Origin of the sequence: Williamsia sp. MIQD14 (assembly GCF_051025635.1) — a bacterium.
Lineage (GTDB): Bacteria > Actinomycetota > Actinomycetes > Mycobacteriales > Mycobacteriaceae > Williamsia_A.
Genome location: NZ_JBPFDG010000001.1, coordinates 996,839 through 1,014,328, shown reverse-complemented (window position 1 = coordinate 1,014,328; position 17,490 = coordinate 996,839). Strand labels below are relative to the sequence as shown.

The window sequence follows — 17,490 nt, the reverse complement described above, 5'->3', positions numbered from 1 at the left end:
GATGCGGGTCGATGTTTATGGATACAATGTTGCCTAAATAACCATCGGCAGTCAAGGGGCGTCATACTCGTGCCATGAGCACGACGTCAGGGTCGCGGGCACGAGGTCGGCCACCTGTCCCGTTGGACCGGATCGTCGCGACCGCGATCGCGCTGTTGAACGAGGAGGGCGCCGACGCACTGTCGATGCGGACCCTCGCCCAGCGACTCGGTTCGGGTACCGCGACGCTGTACCGCCATGTCGAGGGTCGGCCGCAGCTCGTCGCCCACGTCGTCGACGCGATGTTCGCCGAGATGGCGTCGCACTCGCGGATGCGCGACGACGACGCGCTCCTCGCCATGCCGTGGCAGCAGGCGCTGGAGACCGCGGCGCGCACCATGTTCGAGGTCCTGCGCCGCAACCCGAACGTCGCGCCGCTGATGATCGACAACACGCCGGTCGGTCCTCACGCCCTCGCGGTACGCGAACGGGCGTTGGCGATGCTGCTCGCCGCCGGCTTCGACGCCGGCCTCGCGGTGCGGGCCTGGGTGACGGTGGCCCGCTACGTGCTGGGGTTCGCTGCGCAGCTGCGCACCGACGATCCCGCGCCCACCCAGGCCGCGGCATGGGGAGCGGTCGATCCCGCCGACTTCCCGGCGTCGATCGCCGTTGCCGGCGAGGTCCCGGTGCCGCTGGAAGAGGAGTTCACCTTCGGACTGCAGATGCTGATCTCGGGTCTCCAGACCGCGGTCGAGGCGCAGCGATGACCGAACCGGAGACCCCACGCGAGCACCGTCCGGCCGGCGCGGTCGATGCGCGGTTCACCCTGGCCGCCGAGCGCACCGTGCTCGCCTGGATCCGCACCGCACTGGGGCTGATCGCCGCCGGGATGGCCGTCCTCCACGTGCTGCCCGACTTCTCGTCGTCGGGTGTGCGCGACGTCGTCGGCATCGGTCTCATCGCCCTCGGGGCGGGTGCCGCTGTCGCCGGCGGCGTGCGCTGGCGACGGACCACCGTGGCCCTGCGCGACGGCGCCCCGATGCCCGGCCCGGGGCACGTGTGGGTCGTCATCGTCGGTGTCGTGGTGCTGTCGCTGATCGCGGTCGTCGCGGGGCTCGCGGCCTGACCGCGGTCACGTGAGCTGCAGGAACACGCCCGGGCGAACGCTCGGTAGGGACTGGGTGACACTGCGATGGGGCGGCGCACTAGGTTGGTGACATGACCGAGGAGTCGCCGCTGGCCGTGACCGAGGCCTGGCGTGACTACGGCCGGGCGGATCTGCCCGTCCCGCTGGCCGCCGCGCTGGCCTCCTTCGCCGAGCAGGGGTACCACGGGACGTCGGTGCGGGAGATCGCCGCACGGGCCGGATTGTCGGTCCCGGGGCTCTATCACCACTACCCGTCGAAGCAGTCGATGCTGCAGGGTCTTCTCGAACTGACGATGGCCGATCTGCTGTGGCGCTCGGAGCAGTCGATCGCGGCCGCCGGCGACGACCCCGTCGATCAGTTCGACGCCGTCGTCGAGACCCTCCTGCAGTTCCACATCCACCGGCGGGCGCAGGCGTTCATCGGGTCGACCGAGATCCGCAGTCTCGATGACGACTACCGCAAGAGTTACACGAGCAAGCGCCGCGAACAGCAGCGCATGGTCGACGACATCATCATCGCGGGCGTGCGGGCCGGGGTCTTCATCACCGAGGTCCCCGAGGACACCGGTCGCGCCGTCACCACCATGTGCGTGGGGGTGTCGACCTGGTACAAGCCCGAGGGACGTCTGTCGCCCGACGAGATCGTCACCCGTTTCCGCGGGATCGCCCGCGCCACCGTCGGTTACGTCGGTGACGCCGCGCGGCGCACCTGACCGCGCCGGGACACATCAACCACCGCACCGCATCAGCGGACCGAGGAGGAGTACGCCATGGCTGTCGAACTTCGATACGACACGGAGGTGACCGAGACCGTCGCGGCCACCGAGCGGTTCATCGCCGAGTACGTGTTGCCGCTCGAGGACGAGTTCGGCGGTGACCTGACCGCGGCCGGGGGTGACGACCTCCGCGTGGAGATGCAGGGAAAGGCCAAGGCGGCGGGCATCTTCGCGCCGCACGCGCCCGTCGAGTTCGGCGGACTGGGCTACAACATGTCCGACCGCGCGCCGGTGTTCGAGGCCGGTGGACGCTCGGTGTTCGGCCCGTTCGCGTTGAACATCAACGCCCCCGACGAGGGCAACGTCCACATGCTCGCCCACATCGCCTCCGAGGGTCAGAAGCAGCAGTTCCTGGCCCCGCTCGCCGCCGGTGACGTGCGGTCGGCGTTCGCGATGACCGAGCCCTCCCCGGGAGCCGGCGCCGATCCCTCGGCCCTGCGGAGCTCGGCGACCCGCACCGACGGCGGCTGGAAGATCAACGGCCACAAGTGGTTCATCACCGGCGCCGACGGGGCCGGCTTCTACATCATCATGGCGCGCACCTCGGGCGAGCCCGGCAGTCGGGGCGGGGCGACGATGTTCCTCGCGCCGGCACCTGATCCGGCGATCGAGATCGTCCGTCACGTCGGCACCATCGACAAGGCCGGCATCGGCGGGCACTGCGAGATCCGGTTCCACGACCTGTTCGTGCCCGACGAGAACGTGCTCGGTGAGGTCGACGAGGGCTTCCGCTACGCGCAGGTCCGGCTCGGACCCGCCCGCATGACGCACGTGATGCGGTGGCTCGGGGTCGCCGTGCGGGCGCACGAGGTGGCCGTCGACTACGTCGCCCGACGGGACGCGTTCGGCACCCGGCTGGGCGATCTGGGGATGATCCAGCAGATGGTCGCCGAGAACGTGATCGACCTCGCCGCCTCGCGCGCGCTGCTCGTGAAGGCCTGCCACGAACTCGATCTCGGCCACCACGCCGGCGACGAGACCTCGATCGCGAAGACCTTCGCCGCCGAGGCGTACTCACGGGTCCTCGACCGCAGCATCCAGATGTGCGGCGGCACCGGCGTGACCGACGACCTGCCGCTGGCGCGTCTGCAGCAGGAGCTGCGGCCGTTCCGCATCTACGACGGCCCGTCCGAGGTGCACCGCTGGGCGTTGGCGAAACGTGCTGTGGGCAAGGCGAAGAAGAGGATCGATCAGGAGAACGACCGCACCGAGACGGCGCGATGACCGCGGCCGGTTCCGCCGACCTCCCCGGCATGGACGTCGCGGCACTGACGCGATTTCTCGGTGCGCAGGGCATCGACCTCGCCGGCGATCTCGACGTCGAGCTGATCGCCGGTGGCCGTTCGAACCTCACGTTCATCGCCTCCGACGGCACCACGAAGTGGGTGGTGCGCCGCCCACCGACGAGCGGTCTCACCCCGTCGGCCCACGACATGAACCGCGAATGGACGGTGACCTCTGCGTTGCAGGGCACCGCGGTCCCGGTCGCCCCGACGGTCGCGTTCGACGCCGACGGTGACGTGCTCGGCGCGCCGTGCACGGTCGTCGGTTTCGTGGACGGCACGGTCATCCGGTCCGCCGCCGACCTCGATGCGTTCGACGACGCGACACTCGACCGCAACGTCGATGCGCTCATCCGCAGCCTGGCCGACCTGCACGCGGTCGACCACGTCGAGGTGGGTCTCGGAGAGTTCGGTCGGCCGGAGGGTTTCGTGGCTCGGCAGGTGAAGACGTGGACCCGGCAGTGGGAGATCGTGAAGACCCGCGACCTGCCCGACGTCGAGAAGCTCGCCGCGGCACTCGCCGAGAACATCCCCGCCGACAGTGCGAACGCGATCGTGCACGGCGACTACCGCGTCGACAACACGATCCTCGGCGTCGAGGATCCGGGAGTGGTTCGCGCCGTGGTGGACTGGGAGATGTCGACGCTGGGCGACCCGATGACCGACGTCGCCCTGATGTGCGTCTACCGGCAGCCCATCTTCGACCGGGTGCTCGGGTTGTCGGCGGCATGGACCAGCGACCGGTACCCCGACACCGACGAACTCGCCCAGCGGTACGCGACCGCGGCCGGGATCGAGATGGCGCACTGGAACTTCTATCTCGCGCTCGCGAACTTCAAGCTCGGGGTGATCGGTGAGGGCATCACCCACCGGGCCCTGCAGGGTTCGTCGTCGGGATCGAACTCCGACAGGGCCGCCGAGGCGACCGCCGAGTTCATGGCCGCGGGACTCCGGGCGCTGCAGACCTCGGACTGAGGTCCGACTGCGCGCACGGGGATCGGTCAGCGAAAGGTCATCAGCGACCGGTCGGCGACGAGATCGACATGGGCGTGATCGTTGATCGACACGATCGAGCACCCCGACCCGCCCACGATGACCTTCGTGATCGAGGTGTTGATCATGGTGCGGGCCAACGTGAGCCAGCGCTCGTCGTCGAGACCCCAGAGGCGGGCCAGGACGGCACAGATGGTCCCGGCCGAGGAGACGGCCAGCACGGTGCGACCCGAACCCGCCTGCGCGACGGCGTCGTCCATCGCGGCGTCGGCGCGTGACCGGTAGTCGTCCCACGTCTCGGACCCGACGACCCGGCGGGCGATCCAGTCCCGCAGGGAGTCGTCGAGGTGGGCCTGGAACCGCTTCTCCGTCGGGCTCTCGGTGCGGTCGGTGTCGCTGATGATGGCCTCGAGGTCGTACTCGTTCCACCGTGGGTCCAGGTGGGGTTCGGGGGCCACCTCCGTAGCGGTGGGGAACTCGGCGAGGATGCGGGCGAGTGTCTCGCGTTGTCGGGCCAGATCACCCGACACCGCGTGGTCGATGTGTCCGACGCGTGCGGCGAGCGCCACCCCGGCCCGGCGTGCCTGCTCGGCGCCGAGTTCGGTGAGGCCGCCCTCGTGCTGTGCCCACGCCCCCGCGCCGTACGCCTGCGCGCGCGCCTGTCCGTGCCGGACCAGATACAGAACACCCATGGGTCCATCATCGCGGCCGAAGGCCTGCCGGCGGCGCATCGGGTGCGCCACCGGCAGGTCGGATCGCGCTCACGCGGCGACATCCCTCCTGGCCTGGGGCGCATGGGCGCGGGTCCTGAGCATCCGCGCGCAGGCGACCGCGGTGATCGTCAGGATCACGGCGCCGACGAGGGCGGCTCCGTGCAGTCCGGTGACGAAGGCCTCGCGCCCTGCGTCGAGCACGTCGCGGCCGGCGTCGGAGAGACCGCCGATGCGACCGGACGTGGCGACGGCACCCGCGAGGCTCTCGCGTGCGGCCGAGTCGGCCCCGGGAACACCATCGGGGAAGGCGGCACGGTAGAGCGCGTTGACGACCGAACCGAGCACGGCGATGCCCAGCGCACCGCCGAGTTCGCTGGTGGTCTCGAGCAACCCGGCGACCGACCCCGCACGGTCGGCCGGCGCGACGCCCACGACGTGATCGGCCACCAGCGCGGTCGTCGCGACCAGTCCGGCCGCCAACAGACCCGCGCCGACGAGCACCGCGGGGAGCGACGCGGTGCCGGTCAGGGCGGCCAGCACCGCGAACCCCGCGGCGGCGACGAGCAGCCCACCGCTCATCACCGCGGGACGGCCGAAGCGCGCGGCGAGGCTCGTCGAGGCGGGTGCGGCGAAGGCGACCACCACGCTCGGCGCCAGACTCCACAGCGCGGCGCGCAGCGGGGAGAACCCGAGTACCGACTGCAGGTACTGCGTCATGAGGATCGCGTTCCCGATGACGCCGAACATGGCGATCAGGTTGATCCAGATCGACGTGGCGAAGCGACGGTCGCCGAACATCCGCAGATCGATCAGCGGGTGCGTGAGGCGGAGTTGACGGCACGCGAAGACGACCCCGGCCACCACCCCGGCGGCGATGAGACCGACACGGGCGACGCTCATCCCGTCGGTGCTCAGCGACTTCACCCCGGCCACGATCGGCAACAGTGTCGCCAGCGCGAGAACCGAACTCACGAGATCGATCCGGCGGGATCGGTCGCCGGTGCCGCCGGGCAGCAGCAGGGGCCCGGCGACCACGAGCGCGACCATCACCGGGACGTTGATGAGGAACACCGAGCCCCACCAGAAGTGCTCGAGCAGCACGCCGCTGATGATTGGGCCCACCGCGACCCCGCCCGACATCACCGCCGACCAGGTGGCGACCGCCGTGGCCCGCTGCTTCGCGTCGTCGAACAGGTGGCGGATCAGCGCCAGGGTTGACGGCATGAGGGTGGCGCCGGCGACGGCGAGCAGCGCGCGGGCGGCGATGAGGGTCGTGGCGGTGTCGGCGTAGGCGGCCAGGATCGACGCGGCGCTGAACCCGACGGCGCCCACCATCAGCAGCCGCCGATGACCCACGCGGTCGGCGACGGCGCCCATCGTGAGCAGCAGTCCGGCCAGCACGAATCCGTAGACGTCGAAGATCCAGAGTTGTTGTGCGGGGCTGGGATCGAGGTCGGCGGAGATGAACGGGACGGCGAAGAACAGGACGGAGACGTCCATGGAGACGAGCAGCATCGGCAGGCACAGCGCGACCAGGCCCCACCACGGCGACAGACGAGAGGACATCGACAACTCCTGATCTGTGTATTGCATCAACTGTTTATGACGCACGCTGATGGTAGGAGTGATCTGCGTACCGCGCAAGCAGTTCCTCTACGATGGCGGCATGACCGGCCACGCCCCCGCCCTGCCGCGGTATCTCGAACTGCTGTGGGACCGCGAGGTCAAGGTGCGGCGCGGACCGAAACCCGGTGTCGGGATCAGGGACATCGGTGCGGCGGGCGTCGCCATCGCGGATCGGGACGGACTCGACGCGGTCTCGATGAAGGCCGTCGGCGCCGCGCTCGGGATGACGACGATGTCGCTGTACCGCTACGTCGACTCCAAGGACCAGCTGCTGATGGTCATGCTCGACGAGGCCTACGGCCCGCCGACCCTGCGCTGGCGTGCGACCGAGGACTGGCGCACGAGGACGTACCGATGGGCGCGCGCGCTGGCCGATACCCTCGTCGCGCATCCGTGGGTGGTGTCGGTGCCGCTGAACTCCGCGCCGCTCACCCCGTACGTCCTGGCCTGGACCGAGATGGGTGTGCGTGCGCTGGAGGCCACGTCACTCGGGGCGCAGGACACCCTGTCGTCGCTGCTCGTCCTCGACGGTTTCGTCCGCAACCACGTCCGTCAGGCGATGCAGCTCGGGGCGATTCGACCCGACGGGACGCCGACACCCGACGACGGCTCGTACGAGTCGACCATCGCCGCGATCGTCGACGAGGAGCGGTACCCGGCCCTCCTGGGCGCCGCCCGTGAGATCCGCGCCGGAGCGCCATCGGAGTTCTACGAACACGAACTCGCGTTCGGCCTCGACGTCGTGCTCGACGGTGTCGCGGCGCGGATCGACGCCGTCGCCGGAGGTGATCCGCTGTGAGCGGAATCGGCTCGTCGGTACGGCGTGGGGTGTCGGAGCCGCACTACGTTGGGGAGCACGTATCCCGACGACAGCCGGAGGCATCGATGGCAGATCATCTCCACGTGGTGGCCCCGGCCGACCCGGAACCGGCCCCTGCGCCCCCGCTCCTGCGACAGCTGCTCGGCGACACCCTGCGGTCGGCACGACGCCGTCAGGAACGCACCCTCAAGGATGTCGCCGACCGCGCCGGCGTCTCGATGACCTACCTGTCGGAGATCGAGCGCGGCCAGAAGGAGGCGTCGTCGGAGGTCGTCGGCGCGGTCACCCGCGCACTCGGCGGCAACCTCGTCGACCTCCTCACCGAGATGACGACCCGCGCGATCCCGGCACCCGCGCCGGCCGCGCACCCCGGTGGCGACAAGGTCGCCATGCGCGCCGTCGCCTGATCGCCCGGCTCAGCCCCCGATGTCGGGGTTGTCGTCCTCGGTGATGTCGACACCGTTTTTGCTCGACGACGAACTGATCGAGCTGATCGACGAGTTCACGGCGTCGACCCCGGAGGCGTCACCACCCTTGAGCTTGTCGAACGCGGCCTGCACGGTGTCGCCGACCTTCGCCAGTGGCGCGGCGATCGCCTTGCACAGCGTCGGGTTCGCCTTCACGTCCTCGCTCGCCAGGCGCACCTCACGTTTGATGAACAGCGCCGCGACACCGCCCTTGACCGTGGCGGTGATGCGGCCGTCGGCACCCTTCTTGAACGTGCCCGCCTTGTACGGCTTGTAGAGGTAGCGGTGGAACGCACCGAACGCGAGACCGCTGTGCAGCACGAACTTGGTCTTCGCGAACGAGGTGGTGTTGCTCGTCGGGCAGTCGCTCGAACTCGCGTCGGCGGAACCGGCCACCGCGGTGCTGGTCGGGGCGGCGCTGCTCGACGCCGAATCCGACGACGATTTGCAGCCGGACACGATCAGCACCGGCGCGAGCAGCAGGACGAGGACGGTCAGCAACTTCTTCATCGACATTGCCTACCACAACGGGGCCCGACCACCTAGTGGTCCGAAACCCATTGCGCACCAATCGGACACAACGGACACCGGTAGCTCAGGTGCGGTGCACTCCCGCATCGTGCACCAGCAACGCGATCTGCACGCGGTTGGTCAGTGCGAGCTTGTCGAGGATGTGCGAGATGTGGCTCTTCACCGTCGCCACCGTCACGAACAGTTCGCGAGCGATGTCGGCATTCGAGAGGCCCTGTGCCACAGCGACGGCCACACGCTGCTCACCCGGGGTCAGCTCGGCGATCTGCCGGGTCGCGGTGGCCGACCGTGCGTCGCGGTCGGGTTCGGTGACCTGCTCGATCAACCGCCGCGTCACCTGCGGCGACAGGATCGGATCGCCCGCGACCACCGCGTGCAGGGCCGCGACGAGATCGGCCGGCGGAGTGTCCTTCAGCAGGAACCCGCTGGCGCCGGCTCGCAACGCCGCGACCACCAGGTCGTCGGCGTCGAAGGTCGTCAGCATCACCACATGCGGCGGAGAGGGCAACGCGCACAGATGCTCGGCGGCGGCCAGCCCGTTCACCCCGGGCATGCGGATGTCCATCAGCACCACGGTGGCGCCGGTCTCGGCGACCAACTCGGCGATCCCGTCGCCGTCGGCCGCCTCGCCGACGATCTCGATGCCGGCGTCACCGCTGAGCATCGTGCGCAGCCCCGCGCGCACCAACCACTCGTCGTCGACGAGCAGGAGTCGTATCGCCTCAGGCATTCACCGCACCTGCCTCCCAGGGAAGTCGGGCCCGCAGCACGAACCGGTGGTCGACGACGCCGTGCACCAGTTCACCCCCGGCCAGGTTGACGCGTTCGTGGAGACCGGTCAGACCCGTTCCGGTACCGGGTATCTCGGGTAGTCCGATGCTGTGGTTGAGGGGCTGGCTCACCGAGATCGACAGGCCGCGTCCCGGCCCGCCCGTGATGTCGACGGCCACCGGCACCCGGCCACCGTGCTTGCGCGCGTTGGTCAGTCCCTCCTGCACGATCCGGAACGCCGCGCGCCCCACCACGCCCGGGACGTCGTCGCCGCGGTCGACCTCGATGTGCGGGGTGATCACGGCACCGGCCTGACGGGCTTCGGCGAACAGACCGGGAACGTCGGTCAGCGACTGCGTTCTCGCGGCGAGATCGTCGGATTCCTCACGCAGCATGAGGATCACGTCGCGCAGATCTTCGAGCATCTGGTGCACGCCGCTGCGGATCACCCCGGCAGCCCGCGCGATGTCCTCCGGGGCTGCGTCGGGTCGGTACTCGAGAGCCCCCGCGTGCACCGAGAGCAGGCTCATCCGATGGGCGAGCACGTCGTGCATCTCGCGGGCGAGGCGTTCGCGCTCGGTCGCGCGGGCGGCACCGAGTCGCTCCCGTTGTTCGGACTCCGCGCGCCGGGCACGTTCGGCCAGCGAGATGAGCAGCTGGCGACGGTTGCGCACCGACGTTCCCCAGCCCACCGCAACCGCGATCAACAGCACCAGGAACGTGGCGTTGAAGAAGAAGCCGTTCTCGTCGTTGATGATGGCCAGGTTGAGCAGTCCGGCGCCGACGCCCAGTGCCCCGACCCCGATCGAGTACCGGAACGGGCGGTGCACCGCGAGGGAGAAGATCGCCAGGTACGCCGCACCCCCTGCCCCGGCGAACGGGATCGACATCACGTTGATGACGATGGCGATGGGGACCGGCCAGCGACGGCGCCACAGCAGCAGCAGACACCCGACGGCGCCCACCGTCAGGTCTATCGGCAGATCGATCGTGTGGCCGTGGAAATAGGGCAGCGCGCCGACCAGCCCGATGAACGCGGCCAGCACGATGACGACGATGTCGACGACCACGTCGCGGGGGCTGCGCCGGCCGGTCAGCGGTCGCGGATCGTCCTCCAGTTCTGCGCGCACCGCGCCCGGCAGCCAGGGTCGGCGCAGCCCGTGGGCCGGCGGGGTCCCGGGACCCGGCATCGCAGAGATCGACATGGTGGACTCATCGTGACCCATCGACGTCGTCGCGCGCATCCGGCCAAAGACTGATCCGAGGCGTCGCCGATGAGTTCTCGCGTCGACTCGGGTCTTCATCGGTGACCCGCCGCGAACCCGCGGCGACCGTACGACAGAGGAGCTCCCATGTCCCGCATGCTGTTCGTCAACCTTCCCGTCGCCGATGTCGCCGTCTCGCGAACGTTCTTCACCGGACTGGGCTTCGACATCAACGAGACGTTCTCCGACGAGACCACCATCAGCGTCGTCCTCAGTGACATGGCGACGGTGATGATGCTGCAGACCGACCGGTTCCGTTCGTTCCTCGCCGACGGCGACATCGTCGACACCGCGACGTCCCGCGAGGCACTGTTCGCCATCTCCGCCGACAGCCGCGATGCCGTCGACGCGCTCGCCGACGCGGCCCTCGCGGCCGGCGGGTCGCCGTGGACCGATCCGCAGGACCACGGGTTCATGTACGGCCGCAGCTTCCGTGACCTCGACGGGCACGCGTGGGAGGTCGTGTGGATGGACACCTCGCAGCTGCCCGCCGACTGATCCCGGCTCCGATCCGTCAGTCGTGTGACGCGGTGGCCGGGAGGCCGAAGCGTGCGAATTCGGCCACCAGGTCGCCGGCGAAGAACGCCACCACGTGGCGCACCGAGCCGTCGGCGGCGAGGTCGAGCACCTGCAGCTGGAACGGCCGGTGCACCCCGTCGTCGCCGATCATGTAGAGCCCGAACGCCGGCTGCCCACCGTTGGCCGTGGTCGGCAGCAGGATCTGATCGCCCGCCTTCTCGGCCGGGCAGTTGCCGCGGATCAGCGTGCCGATCTGCTCGCCGCCGAGGTACCAACCGGTGAACGGCGGCATCTCCCAGATGGAGGAGTCGGTGAACAGGGACACGATGGCCTCGACGTCGTAGTCCTGGAAGGCGGCCACGTAGCGCTCGAGCGTCTCGCGTTTGGTCGCCTCGTCCGGCTCGGTCACCGAGTCGCGTTCGGGTGCAACCTCTTTGAGCTGAGCGCGGGCCCGCTGCAGCAGGCTGTTGACGGTCGCGACGGTGAGACCGAGGGTGTCGGCGACCTCAGCGGCCCGCCACGCGAGGACGTCGCGCAGGATCAGGACGGCCCGTTGACGTTCGGGCAGGTGCTGCAACGAGGCGATGAACGCGAGGCGGATCGACTCGCGCGACCCCACCACCTGCGCGGGGTCGGCCGATTCCGGCGGCGCCGCGGTGTCGTCGGCGTAGGGCTCGAGCCACGGCACCTCGTGGTCCTGCAGCAGCGGGGCCTCGGGGTCGTAGGCATCGCCACCCAGGCCGCTGGGGAGCGGGCGGCGCTTCCTGGACTCGAGCGCGGTGAGGCAGGTGTTGGTGGCGATCTTGTGCAGCCAGGTCCGCACCGACGCCCGCTGGTCGTAGCCCGCGTATCCGCGCCACGCCCGGATGTAGGTCTCCTGCAACAGATCCTCGGCGTCGTGGTGGCTGCCCATCATGCGGTAGCAGTGCGCCATGATCTCGCGCCGGTAGGGCTCGATGATCTCGAGGAACTCACGGTCGGTGACCGTCTGAGCGGATGTCTTCGCTGCCGGTGCGGTGGGCTGGGCTGTCATGCGTGCCAGGGTACGAACAATCGGACAGCTGCGCAGCGGTTACGGGGACCAGAAACCGGCGTGCACCGCGCGGGCCTGCGGGAGGTCGACGGGGCCGCGGACCTCGACATCGTGCACCCCGCGGGCGAAGACCTCACGGCACGGGAGGTCGAGGACGGGGTTGGCCGGATTGGCGCCCGCGAGCTCGCGCAGTTCCGACTCGGCCAGCGCGTAGACCACCGCTCCGATGCCGGCCCAGTAGATGGCACCCGCGCACATCGCGCACGGTTCGGTGCTGGTGTACATGGTCATGGTCGACAGATCCTCGCGGCTGATGCGACCGCCGACCGTGCGCACGAGGTTCGTCTCGGCGTGGCCGGTGGGATCGCGATCGGTCACCACGGTGTTGAGGCCGCTGCCGACCACCGTGCCCGACCGACCCACCAGCACCGCCCCGAACGGGTGGTCGCCACTCGCACGAGCCTGTTCGGCGAGGTCGATGGCCTGGAGCAGGAAACCCGAGTCGTCCACGTCCCCGACCGTAACAACATGCGGTTGGATTGCGTCCGTGTCTCGCAACCCCGTACTCACCCGAGGATCCGGTGTCCCGGTGCTGATGGTGCACGGTTGGGCCGTCGACCACCGGATCATGCTGCCGCTCGACGAGTCGTTCGCCGCGCACTCCGGTGGCTGGCGTCGGGTGTTCGTGGACCTGCTCGGGTTCGGGACGGCGGCCGGGGGCCCGTCGATATCCCACGCCGACGACATCGCAGCCGACCTGGACGACCTCATCGACCGCGAGTTCGGTGGTCGTCCGTTCGCGGAGGTGGGCAGCTCGTTCGGGGCCGGCCTGGCCCGAAGGCTCGCGGTGTGCCGACCGGAACAGGTTCTCGGAGTGGCGATGCTGTGTCCGACCGCCGAACCCATCCCCTCGCGTCGTCTTCCCGAGGCACGGGCGGTCGAGGTCGCCGAAGGCCTCCTGGCCGGCCTCACCGACGCCGACCGCGAGCAGTTCACCGCGGTGACCACGCGACAGACCGCCGACGTGTGGCGTCGGTTCGAGCAGTACGTGCTGCCGGGTCTGCGCGCGGGCAACCCGGACGTCGCCGAACGGATCCGGCCGGCGCTGTCACAGTCACCGGAGGCGATGGGCCCGCCATTCCTCGGACCCGTCCTGATGATGCTGGGGCGCAACGACACCGTCGTCGGCTGGCGTAATCAACTCGATCTCGCCGAGCACTATCCGAACGCGACCGTGGTCATCGCCGACCGGTGCGGGCACAACATCCATCTCGAACACCCTGTTCTCACCCACCACCATCTCCACTCCTGGCTCGACACCCTCCCCGTCTGAAGAAAACGGCCGGTCGGGTGGTCGTGCTGACTGTGTGGAAACGGCCGTCGAGTGGTTGTGCTGACTGTGTGGAAACGGCCGTCGAGTGTGCTCACCGCCTGGCGTGACCCGGCCGCGAGACAACGCACACTCGACGACCGGCTTCCGCACCGTCAGCGGCAGTACAACGCGACCAGACAACCGAAATACACCAGCCTTCAACACTATTCACTGAAATCAACCTCCCGCGTTTCGAACATCCGTGCTAATCTGGGATGTACAGAACCACCTGGGGAGGGGGGCAGTCCGTGAACGATCTCTTGGCGAAATACGCTGCCCTCGAACAACTCCTCGACCAGATGAACGACGACTCGTCGGACAGCTACGACGAGGAGACGGTCGCCGAGGTGGCGATCCGGCACGAACGGATCGCGCGGCGGTTGGAGGCGATCGGTAACCGCCGCATCATCGAGGTCTCCGACCGCGACGCGTACCGCACCGTCGGATGCGTGAACCTCACCGAGTTCCTGCAGACGAAACTGCGCATCACACAACCGAAGAAGCGCCTGACACAAGTGCAGGCGCTGGAACCGATGCACGCGATGACCGGTGAGAAACTCCCACCGGTCTGTCCGAACACCGCACGCGAACTCGCCGCCGGAACCATCGGCCCCGACCACGTCCACGCAGTCCTCGACGTGATGAACAAGATCCCGACTGCGATCGAACCCGATCACCGTGCCTTTGCCGAGCAGACGCTTGCCGAGTTCGCGACCACGCTCACGCCGAAAGAGATCGCCGCCGCCGGCGTGCGCATCCTCGCCCACCTCGACCCCGACGGCCGCTTGACCGACGACCGCGATCGATCACGGAATCGAAAACTCAACCTCGGCTGCCAGGATTCGCAGTTGATGCCGAAGTTGACCGCCACGTTGGATCCGATCACGCGTGCCCTGTTCGACGTGGTTCTCGCCAAGTGGGCCGCGCCCGGGATGAACAATCCCGACGACGATCAATCACCCCGGGGCGATGGCAGTGAGATCAGCAGCGATGTGGTGCGTGAAGCGGCTGACCGTGATTGCCGCTCGCAGAGTCAGCGCAATCACGATGCGCTGAAAGCTTTGCTCGACGCCGCAGTCAACGGTGGACTCCTCGGCGGATCGCATCGTGGACTACCGCCGCAGATCATCGTCTCCATCACCGATGCCCAACTCCGCGAATACGCCGGCGTCGCACGTACTGCGACCGGGAGCGACCTCCCGATCAGCGATGTGGTGACTCTGGCCGCTGACGCCCAGCCGCATCTCGCGGTGTTCAGCGACGTCACCAACGAGCCGTTGTTCTTCGGCCGCGGCAGGCGCCTCGCCTCACCAGCACAACGGTTGATGGCCTTCGCGAAGTACGGCGGCTGCAGCAAAGACGACTGCCCGGTCCCGTTCGCGCACACCGAGATGCACCATGCCGAAAACGATTGGGCCGACGGGGGACTCACCGACGTCACCGATCTGGCACCGGCCTGCGGTCGCCACAACCGGGCCGTCGGGACCGAACCGCATCAGTGGACCACCGAGAAGATCACCGACGGACCCGACCGCGGCCGTTATGGCTGGCGCCGCAACACCGACCCACCCGATGCCCTGCGCGCCAATCATCTACACCGGATCGACGAACTCCTCGAGCGATACCGGAACCCACCTGACGCCGTCCCTGTGGTGAGTCGGGCGTTCGCCATCACCTGGCCGCGGGCTCACCTCTACCCGGCGGCCTGATCTGTGGTGGTGTTCTACCGCCGCTGACTGTGCGGAAAGCCTTCGCCGAGTGTGCGCTGCTCTTCTCGCCGGTCACTGCGCGCTGCCAGCACACTCTGCTCGACTTTCCACCCACTCAGCCGTGCCGGCTTTCCACACACTCAGCCAAGCCACTTCCGACTGCGACGACGCTGCGACCTTCCAGAGCGTCAGACGGCGGCGCTGGGCGGCGGGGGCGTACCGCGCAGGACGAAACGGCCGATGTGCTGGTACTTCCACCGGACCGGGTCGTGCAGCGTGTGGGTGCGGGCGTTGCGCCAGAAATGCGACAGGTTGAGTTCGTCGGCAGCGCTGCGTGTTCCGCTCACCTCGAACAGCGCCGACGACACCTCGGTCGCCGCGCGGTCCGACACGATCTCCGCAGCGCGAATCCAGTGCAGTCATACCCCAGGAGCAGTCTTGCAAAACGGGGGGAGTCGGCGTCGGCACAGGGAAGGCGAACGGGGTGTGGGCCAGTGAGGCCAAGATGACCCGATCAGCGTCTAACGGCGAATCTCGGTGCTCGGCCGAACCCGCAGCGCACCGAAATCCTAACGGTGATGTTCTGTGACTTTGTCCGAAGACTAGTGTCAAACGCTGTCAACTTCGGTCATCCGAACATACGAAACGAACCGGGATCTGCTTCAATCTGGACGAAAGGCTGGATGATGAGCGCTCAAGAAGCGTGCAGTCTGGACGGGGGGATTACAGTTGGGCAAGTTCATGGGCGCCACCGCGCTAGCAATGTTTGCAGCGGCGCTGCTTGTCCTAGCGCCAGTATTCTTTCCTCTGTCATGGACGCTCGCCATCGCAGCCGCATTCGCCGAAATAGTTCTTCTTATAATTTATTTGTTCCTAAGGTGGAAAAAATCCCTTCGCTCGCGATTAACGCTAAGTTCGGCGCCCACTAACACTAGCCATCTGGTCGCCGACGCTAGCAGTGTTGCCTCGGCGCTTTCGACTGATCAGGCTAGGATGCATTTGCGCCTATTATCTAGGGACAGAGCGCTAATCAACCGGATGTCGGAACGCGTAGAGGTGGGCGAGCGCGAACTGGCAGTCACGTCGTCCGTAACAATGTCCGTCGGTCCCGAAGAAATCAGGAAACAAGATATCATTCCCGTACTTTTTGTTCCGCGGGGGCAGTTAGCCCATGATTTAAATGTATTCGATTCAGGTGAGGTTAGAATCTCAACTGTTACTCGAGATCGGTTAGCTGTACATACGGTCGCCTCAATTCAGCGTCTAGCAATGGACGCGTCGGTCGACAACCGTCTGACAGAAAGACCGGCACTCAATCTGACAAAATTCGCGAATAACCTGAGCCTGTCCGAGATCCTAACGTCTCTGCTTACGTCGGATACGCCTAACGAGGTCGAGGACGTACAGAAGGTTACGTCGCATCTCGTCGGTGTGAGTCCCGACTTGTTGTTAGCTGCCGAGGTTGTTCGCACGCTAGCCCAAAACTATGCAATTGGTGTTGAGGCGTGTCGTCTCGTGCCTGAAAGTAATCCTCTTTGCAAGTGTGTCCAGCATAGATTTACCACCAGACAACAAGTAATACCCCGCCCGACCGGCGTAGCCCGGTCGAATCCGGTCGATGTCATACGAAAGCTGACGGGAGTAAATCCCCCGAACGTTTACTGGAGTCTCGACAATGCGGCATTCGCGCAAAGCTACCATCTTCAAGTCGTGGGTCCCGGTGGGACGTATCTCGGCGTTCACGATATCCTGGATAAGGATCGGCCGAATGCGGGTACGGCCTCGCTGGTGGGAATAAACGGTAAAGTTCAAAAGCGTCTGGGACAGACTAGTTCGCAAATCTACTTTCGGGGAACAGACAGGCTTGAAGGAAAGATCCTGGCGAGCCAGTTCTACGAGCGCATTCCGGGGTCGGTAGGTGTCGCCAGCATCATCGCGCTTGCTGCGCTGATGCTTATCGGTATTTCGATGTGGATCCGGTTGGGAAATGGAAGCGCGTCCGGCACGGACTTGGTTGCTGCCCTTCTTGCCTTCCCCGCTGCTTCTGCTGCCTGGTTGGGCATTACGTCGACGAATCGACTTGTCGGAGACGTTCTCATTTCGAAAGTATCTTCCACCTTGACAATTATATGTTCACTTGCCGCGTGTTGCGTCTACCTCTTCGCTAACAAAGACGCATGCAATCTTGAAAATTTCGTGACTTGTGTTCGTAGCGGCGATCTGTCGATTCGCGGATGGGCAATCCTGTTTTCGATACAAGCGGTGAATTGTGTCACTATAATTGGAACCTGGATGCTTAGGGGCTGGGTGCAATACAAACTGCTGACGCGTTCTCTGTAAGAGGGGTTAGCTCGACTTTGTGTACGCTATAGTTAGACTGGAAAGGTTCCTAAGTGGCTACTCAAACGCGGATAGACGGAGCACCTCGGCACAGGGGAGGCGACTCCCTAACTCCTCCTCCCGGTTGGTCGGCGCCAGACACGTGG

At 67.2% G+C, this 17,490-nt stretch carries 18 protein-coding genes and 1 pseudogene; 11 read left to right on the top strand and 8 right to left on the bottom strand.

Going from position 1 to position 17,490, the window contains the following annotated elements:
* The first annotated feature begins 74 nt into the window (after positions 1-74).
* The 5 genes from ACQ7HM_RS04375 to ACQ7HM_RS04355 all read left to right on the top strand — a co-directional run bounded on the left by ACQ7HM_RS04375 (position 75) and on the right by ACQ7HM_RS04355 (position 4,160).
* Positions 75-746, top strand: a complete 672-nt coding sequence (locus ACQ7HM_RS04375; protein WP_434214998.1) for a TetR/AcrR family transcriptional regulator — start codon at positions 75-77, stop codon at positions 744-746.
* Positions 743-1,105, top strand: a complete 363-nt coding sequence (locus tag ACQ7HM_RS04370; RefSeq protein WP_434214997.1) for a YidH family protein — start codon at positions 743-745, stop codon at positions 1,103-1,105. Before ACQ7HM_RS04375 ends, ACQ7HM_RS04370 begins: the two co-directional genes overlap by 4 nt.
* Before the next feature lie 92 nt (positions 1,106-1,197).
* Complete coding sequence (locus ACQ7HM_RS04365; RefSeq protein ID WP_434214996.1) at positions 1,198-1,839, top strand: TetR/AcrR family transcriptional regulator; 642 nt, start codon at positions 1,198-1,200, stop codon at positions 1,837-1,839.
* 57 nt (positions 1,840-1,896) lie between these two features.
* Positions 1,897-3,126 (top strand): acyl-CoA dehydrogenase family protein, encoded by a 1,230-nt coding sequence (locus ACQ7HM_RS04360; protein ID WP_434214995.1) that lies wholly within the window; start codon positions 1,897-1,899, stop codon positions 3,124-3,126.
* Positions 3,123-4,160, top strand: a complete 1,038-nt coding sequence (locus tag ACQ7HM_RS04355; RefSeq protein ID WP_434214994.1) for a phosphotransferase family protein — start codon at positions 3,123-3,125, stop codon at positions 4,158-4,160. The genes ACQ7HM_RS04360 and ACQ7HM_RS04355 overlap by 4 nt, the downstream gene beginning before the upstream one ends.
* Before the next feature lie 26 nt (positions 4,161-4,186).
* Here ACQ7HM_RS04355 and ACQ7HM_RS04350 read toward each other — a convergent pair whose 3' ends face one another.
* Together ACQ7HM_RS04350 and ACQ7HM_RS04345 are read right to left on the bottom strand one after the other, a co-directional pair.
* Positions 4,187-4,870, bottom strand: a complete 684-nt coding sequence (locus tag ACQ7HM_RS04350) for a histidine phosphatase family protein (RefSeq protein ID WP_434214993.1) — start codon at positions 4,868-4,870, stop codon at positions 4,187-4,189.
* A gap of 69 nt (positions 4,871-4,939) precedes the next feature.
* Positions 4,940-6,457 carry an MFS transporter gene (locus tag ACQ7HM_RS04345; protein ID WP_434214992.1) on the bottom strand — a complete coding sequence of 506 codons (1,518 nt, stop codon included), beginning with the start codon at positions 6,455-6,457 and terminating at the stop codon, positions 4,940-4,942.
* Positions 6,458-6,557: 100 nt separating this feature from the next.
* On the opposite strand from ACQ7HM_RS04345, the gene ACQ7HM_RS04340 reads away from it, so the two are divergent.
* Positions 6,558-7,316: a TetR/AcrR family transcriptional regulator gene (locus ACQ7HM_RS04340; RefSeq protein WP_434214991.1), complete on the top strand. Its 759-nt coding sequence runs from the start codon at positions 6,558-6,560 to the stop codon at positions 7,314-7,316.
* Between the two features lie 86 nt (positions 7,317-7,402).
* Complete coding sequence (locus tag ACQ7HM_RS04335; RefSeq protein ID WP_434214990.1) at positions 7,403-7,744, top strand: helix-turn-helix domain-containing protein; 342 nt, start codon at positions 7,403-7,405, stop codon at positions 7,742-7,744.
* A gap of 9 nt (positions 7,745-7,753) precedes the next feature.
* Here ACQ7HM_RS04335 and ACQ7HM_RS04330 read toward each other — a convergent pair whose 3' ends face one another.
* From ACQ7HM_RS04330 to ACQ7HM_RS04320, 3 genes are all read right to left on the bottom strand, one after another.
* Positions 7,754-8,314 carry a hypothetical protein gene (locus tag ACQ7HM_RS04330; RefSeq protein WP_434214989.1) on the bottom strand — a complete coding sequence of 187 codons (561 nt, stop codon included), beginning with the start codon at positions 8,312-8,314 and terminating at the stop codon, positions 7,754-7,756.
* Positions 8,315-8,399: 85 nt separating this feature from the next.
* On the bottom strand, positions 8,400-9,065 hold the full coding sequence (locus tag ACQ7HM_RS04325; protein WP_434214988.1) for a response regulator: 666 nt from the start codon (positions 9,063-9,065) through the stop codon (positions 8,400-8,402).
* Complete coding sequence (locus ACQ7HM_RS04320; RefSeq protein ID WP_434214987.1) at positions 9,058-10,311, bottom strand: sensor histidine kinase; 1,254 nt, start codon at positions 10,309-10,311, stop codon at positions 9,058-9,060. The genes ACQ7HM_RS04325 and ACQ7HM_RS04320 overlap by 8 nt, the downstream gene beginning before the upstream one ends.
* 147 nt (positions 10,312-10,458) lie before the next feature.
* Between ACQ7HM_RS04320 and ACQ7HM_RS04315 the strand changes: the two genes are divergently transcribed.
* Entirely contained in the window at positions 10,459-10,869 is a 411-nt protein-coding gene (locus tag ACQ7HM_RS04315) for a VOC family protein (protein WP_434214986.1), read from the top strand.
* A gap of 16 nt (positions 10,870-10,885) precedes the next feature.
* Here the strand turns inward: ACQ7HM_RS04315 and ACQ7HM_RS04310 are convergent, their stop codons facing one another.
* Positions 10,886-11,923: a sigma-70 family RNA polymerase sigma factor gene (locus ACQ7HM_RS04310; RefSeq protein ID WP_434214985.1), complete on the bottom strand. Its 1,038-nt coding sequence runs from the start codon at positions 11,921-11,923 to the stop codon at positions 10,886-10,888.
* A 39-nt stretch (positions 11,924-11,962) separates the two neighbouring features.
* Entirely contained in the window at positions 11,963-12,433 is a 471-nt protein-coding gene (locus ACQ7HM_RS04305; RefSeq protein WP_434214984.1) for a nucleoside deaminase, read from the bottom strand.
* A gap of 37 nt (positions 12,434-12,470) precedes the next feature.
* On the opposite strand from ACQ7HM_RS04305, the gene ACQ7HM_RS04300 reads away from it, so the two are divergent.
* Positions 12,471-13,256 (top strand): alpha/beta fold hydrolase, encoded by a 786-nt coding sequence (locus ACQ7HM_RS04300; protein WP_434214983.1) that lies wholly within the window; start codon positions 12,471-12,473, stop codon positions 13,254-13,256.
* Between the two features lie 287 nt (positions 13,257-13,543).
* Complete coding sequence (locus tag ACQ7HM_RS04295) at positions 13,544-15,004, top strand: DUF222 domain-containing protein (RefSeq protein WP_434214982.1); 1,461 nt, start codon at positions 13,544-13,546, stop codon at positions 15,002-15,004.
* A 188-nt stretch (positions 15,005-15,192) separates the two neighbouring features.
* On the opposite strand, the pseudogene ACQ7HM_RS04290 reads toward ACQ7HM_RS04295, so the two are convergent.
* Positions 15,193-15,414: pseudogene (locus ACQ7HM_RS04290) on the bottom strand (SfnB family sulfur acquisition oxidoreductase); the annotation flags it as partial.
* Positions 15,415-15,745: 331 nt separating this feature from the next.
* Here ACQ7HM_RS04290 and ACQ7HM_RS04285 point away from each other — a divergent pair.
* The gene (locus ACQ7HM_RS04285) at positions 15,746-17,344 is read left to right on the top strand and encodes a hypothetical protein (RefSeq protein WP_434214981.1); all 1,599 of its coding nucleotides are present in this window, start codon (positions 15,746-15,748) and stop codon (positions 17,342-17,344) included.
* The last annotated feature ends 146 nt before the right edge of the window (positions 17,345-17,490 follow it).

Coding starts and splice junctions, on each gene's coding strand:
- ACQ7HM_RS04375 (WP_434214998.1), top strand. CDS start 75: ATGAGCACGACGTCAGGGTCGCGGGCACGAGGTCGGCCACCTGTCCCG.
- ACQ7HM_RS04370 (WP_434214997.1), top strand. CDS start 743: ATGACCGAACCGGAGACCCCACGCGAGCACCGTCCGGCCGGCGCGGTC.
- ACQ7HM_RS04365 (WP_434214996.1), top strand. CDS start 1,198: ATGACCGAGGAGTCGCCGCTGGCCGTGACCGAGGCCTGGCGTGACTAC.
- ACQ7HM_RS04360 (WP_434214995.1), top strand. CDS start 1,897: ATGGCTGTCGAACTTCGATACGACACGGAGGTGACCGAGACCGTCGCG.
- ACQ7HM_RS04355 (WP_434214994.1), top strand. CDS start 3,123: ATGACCGCGGCCGGTTCCGCCGACCTCCCCGGCATGGACGTCGCGGCA.
- ACQ7HM_RS04350 (WP_434214993.1), bottom strand. CDS start 4,870: ATGGGTGTTCTGTATCTGGTCCGGCACGGACAGGCGCGCGCGCAGGCG.
- ACQ7HM_RS04345 (WP_434214992.1), bottom strand. CDS start 6,457: ATGTCCTCTCGTCTGTCGCCGTGGTGGGGCCTGGTCGCGCTGTGCCTG.
- ACQ7HM_RS04340 (WP_434214991.1), top strand. CDS start 6,558: ATGACCGGCCACGCCCCCGCCCTGCCGCGGTATCTCGAACTGCTGTGG.
- ACQ7HM_RS04335 (WP_434214990.1), top strand. CDS start 7,403: ATGGCAGATCATCTCCACGTGGTGGCCCCGGCCGACCCGGAACCGGCC.
- ACQ7HM_RS04330 (WP_434214989.1), bottom strand. CDS start 8,314: ATGAAGAAGTTGCTGACCGTCCTCGTCCTGCTGCTCGCGCCGGTGCTG.
- ACQ7HM_RS04325 (WP_434214988.1), bottom strand. CDS start 9,065: ATGCCTGAGGCGATACGACTCCTGCTCGTCGACGACGAGTGGTTGGTG.
- ACQ7HM_RS04320 (WP_434214987.1), bottom strand. CDS start 10,311: ATGTCGATCTCTGCGATGCCGGGTCCCGGGACCCCGCCGGCCCACGGG.
- ACQ7HM_RS04315 (WP_434214986.1), top strand. CDS start 10,459: ATGTCCCGCATGCTGTTCGTCAACCTTCCCGTCGCCGATGTCGCCGTC.
- ACQ7HM_RS04310 (WP_434214985.1), bottom strand. CDS start 11,923: ATGACAGCCCAGCCCACCGCACCGGCAGCGAAGACATCCGCTCAGACG.
- ACQ7HM_RS04285 (WP_434214981.1), top strand. CDS start 15,746: ATGGGCGCCACCGCGCTAGCAATGTTTGCAGCGGCGCTGCTTGTCCTA.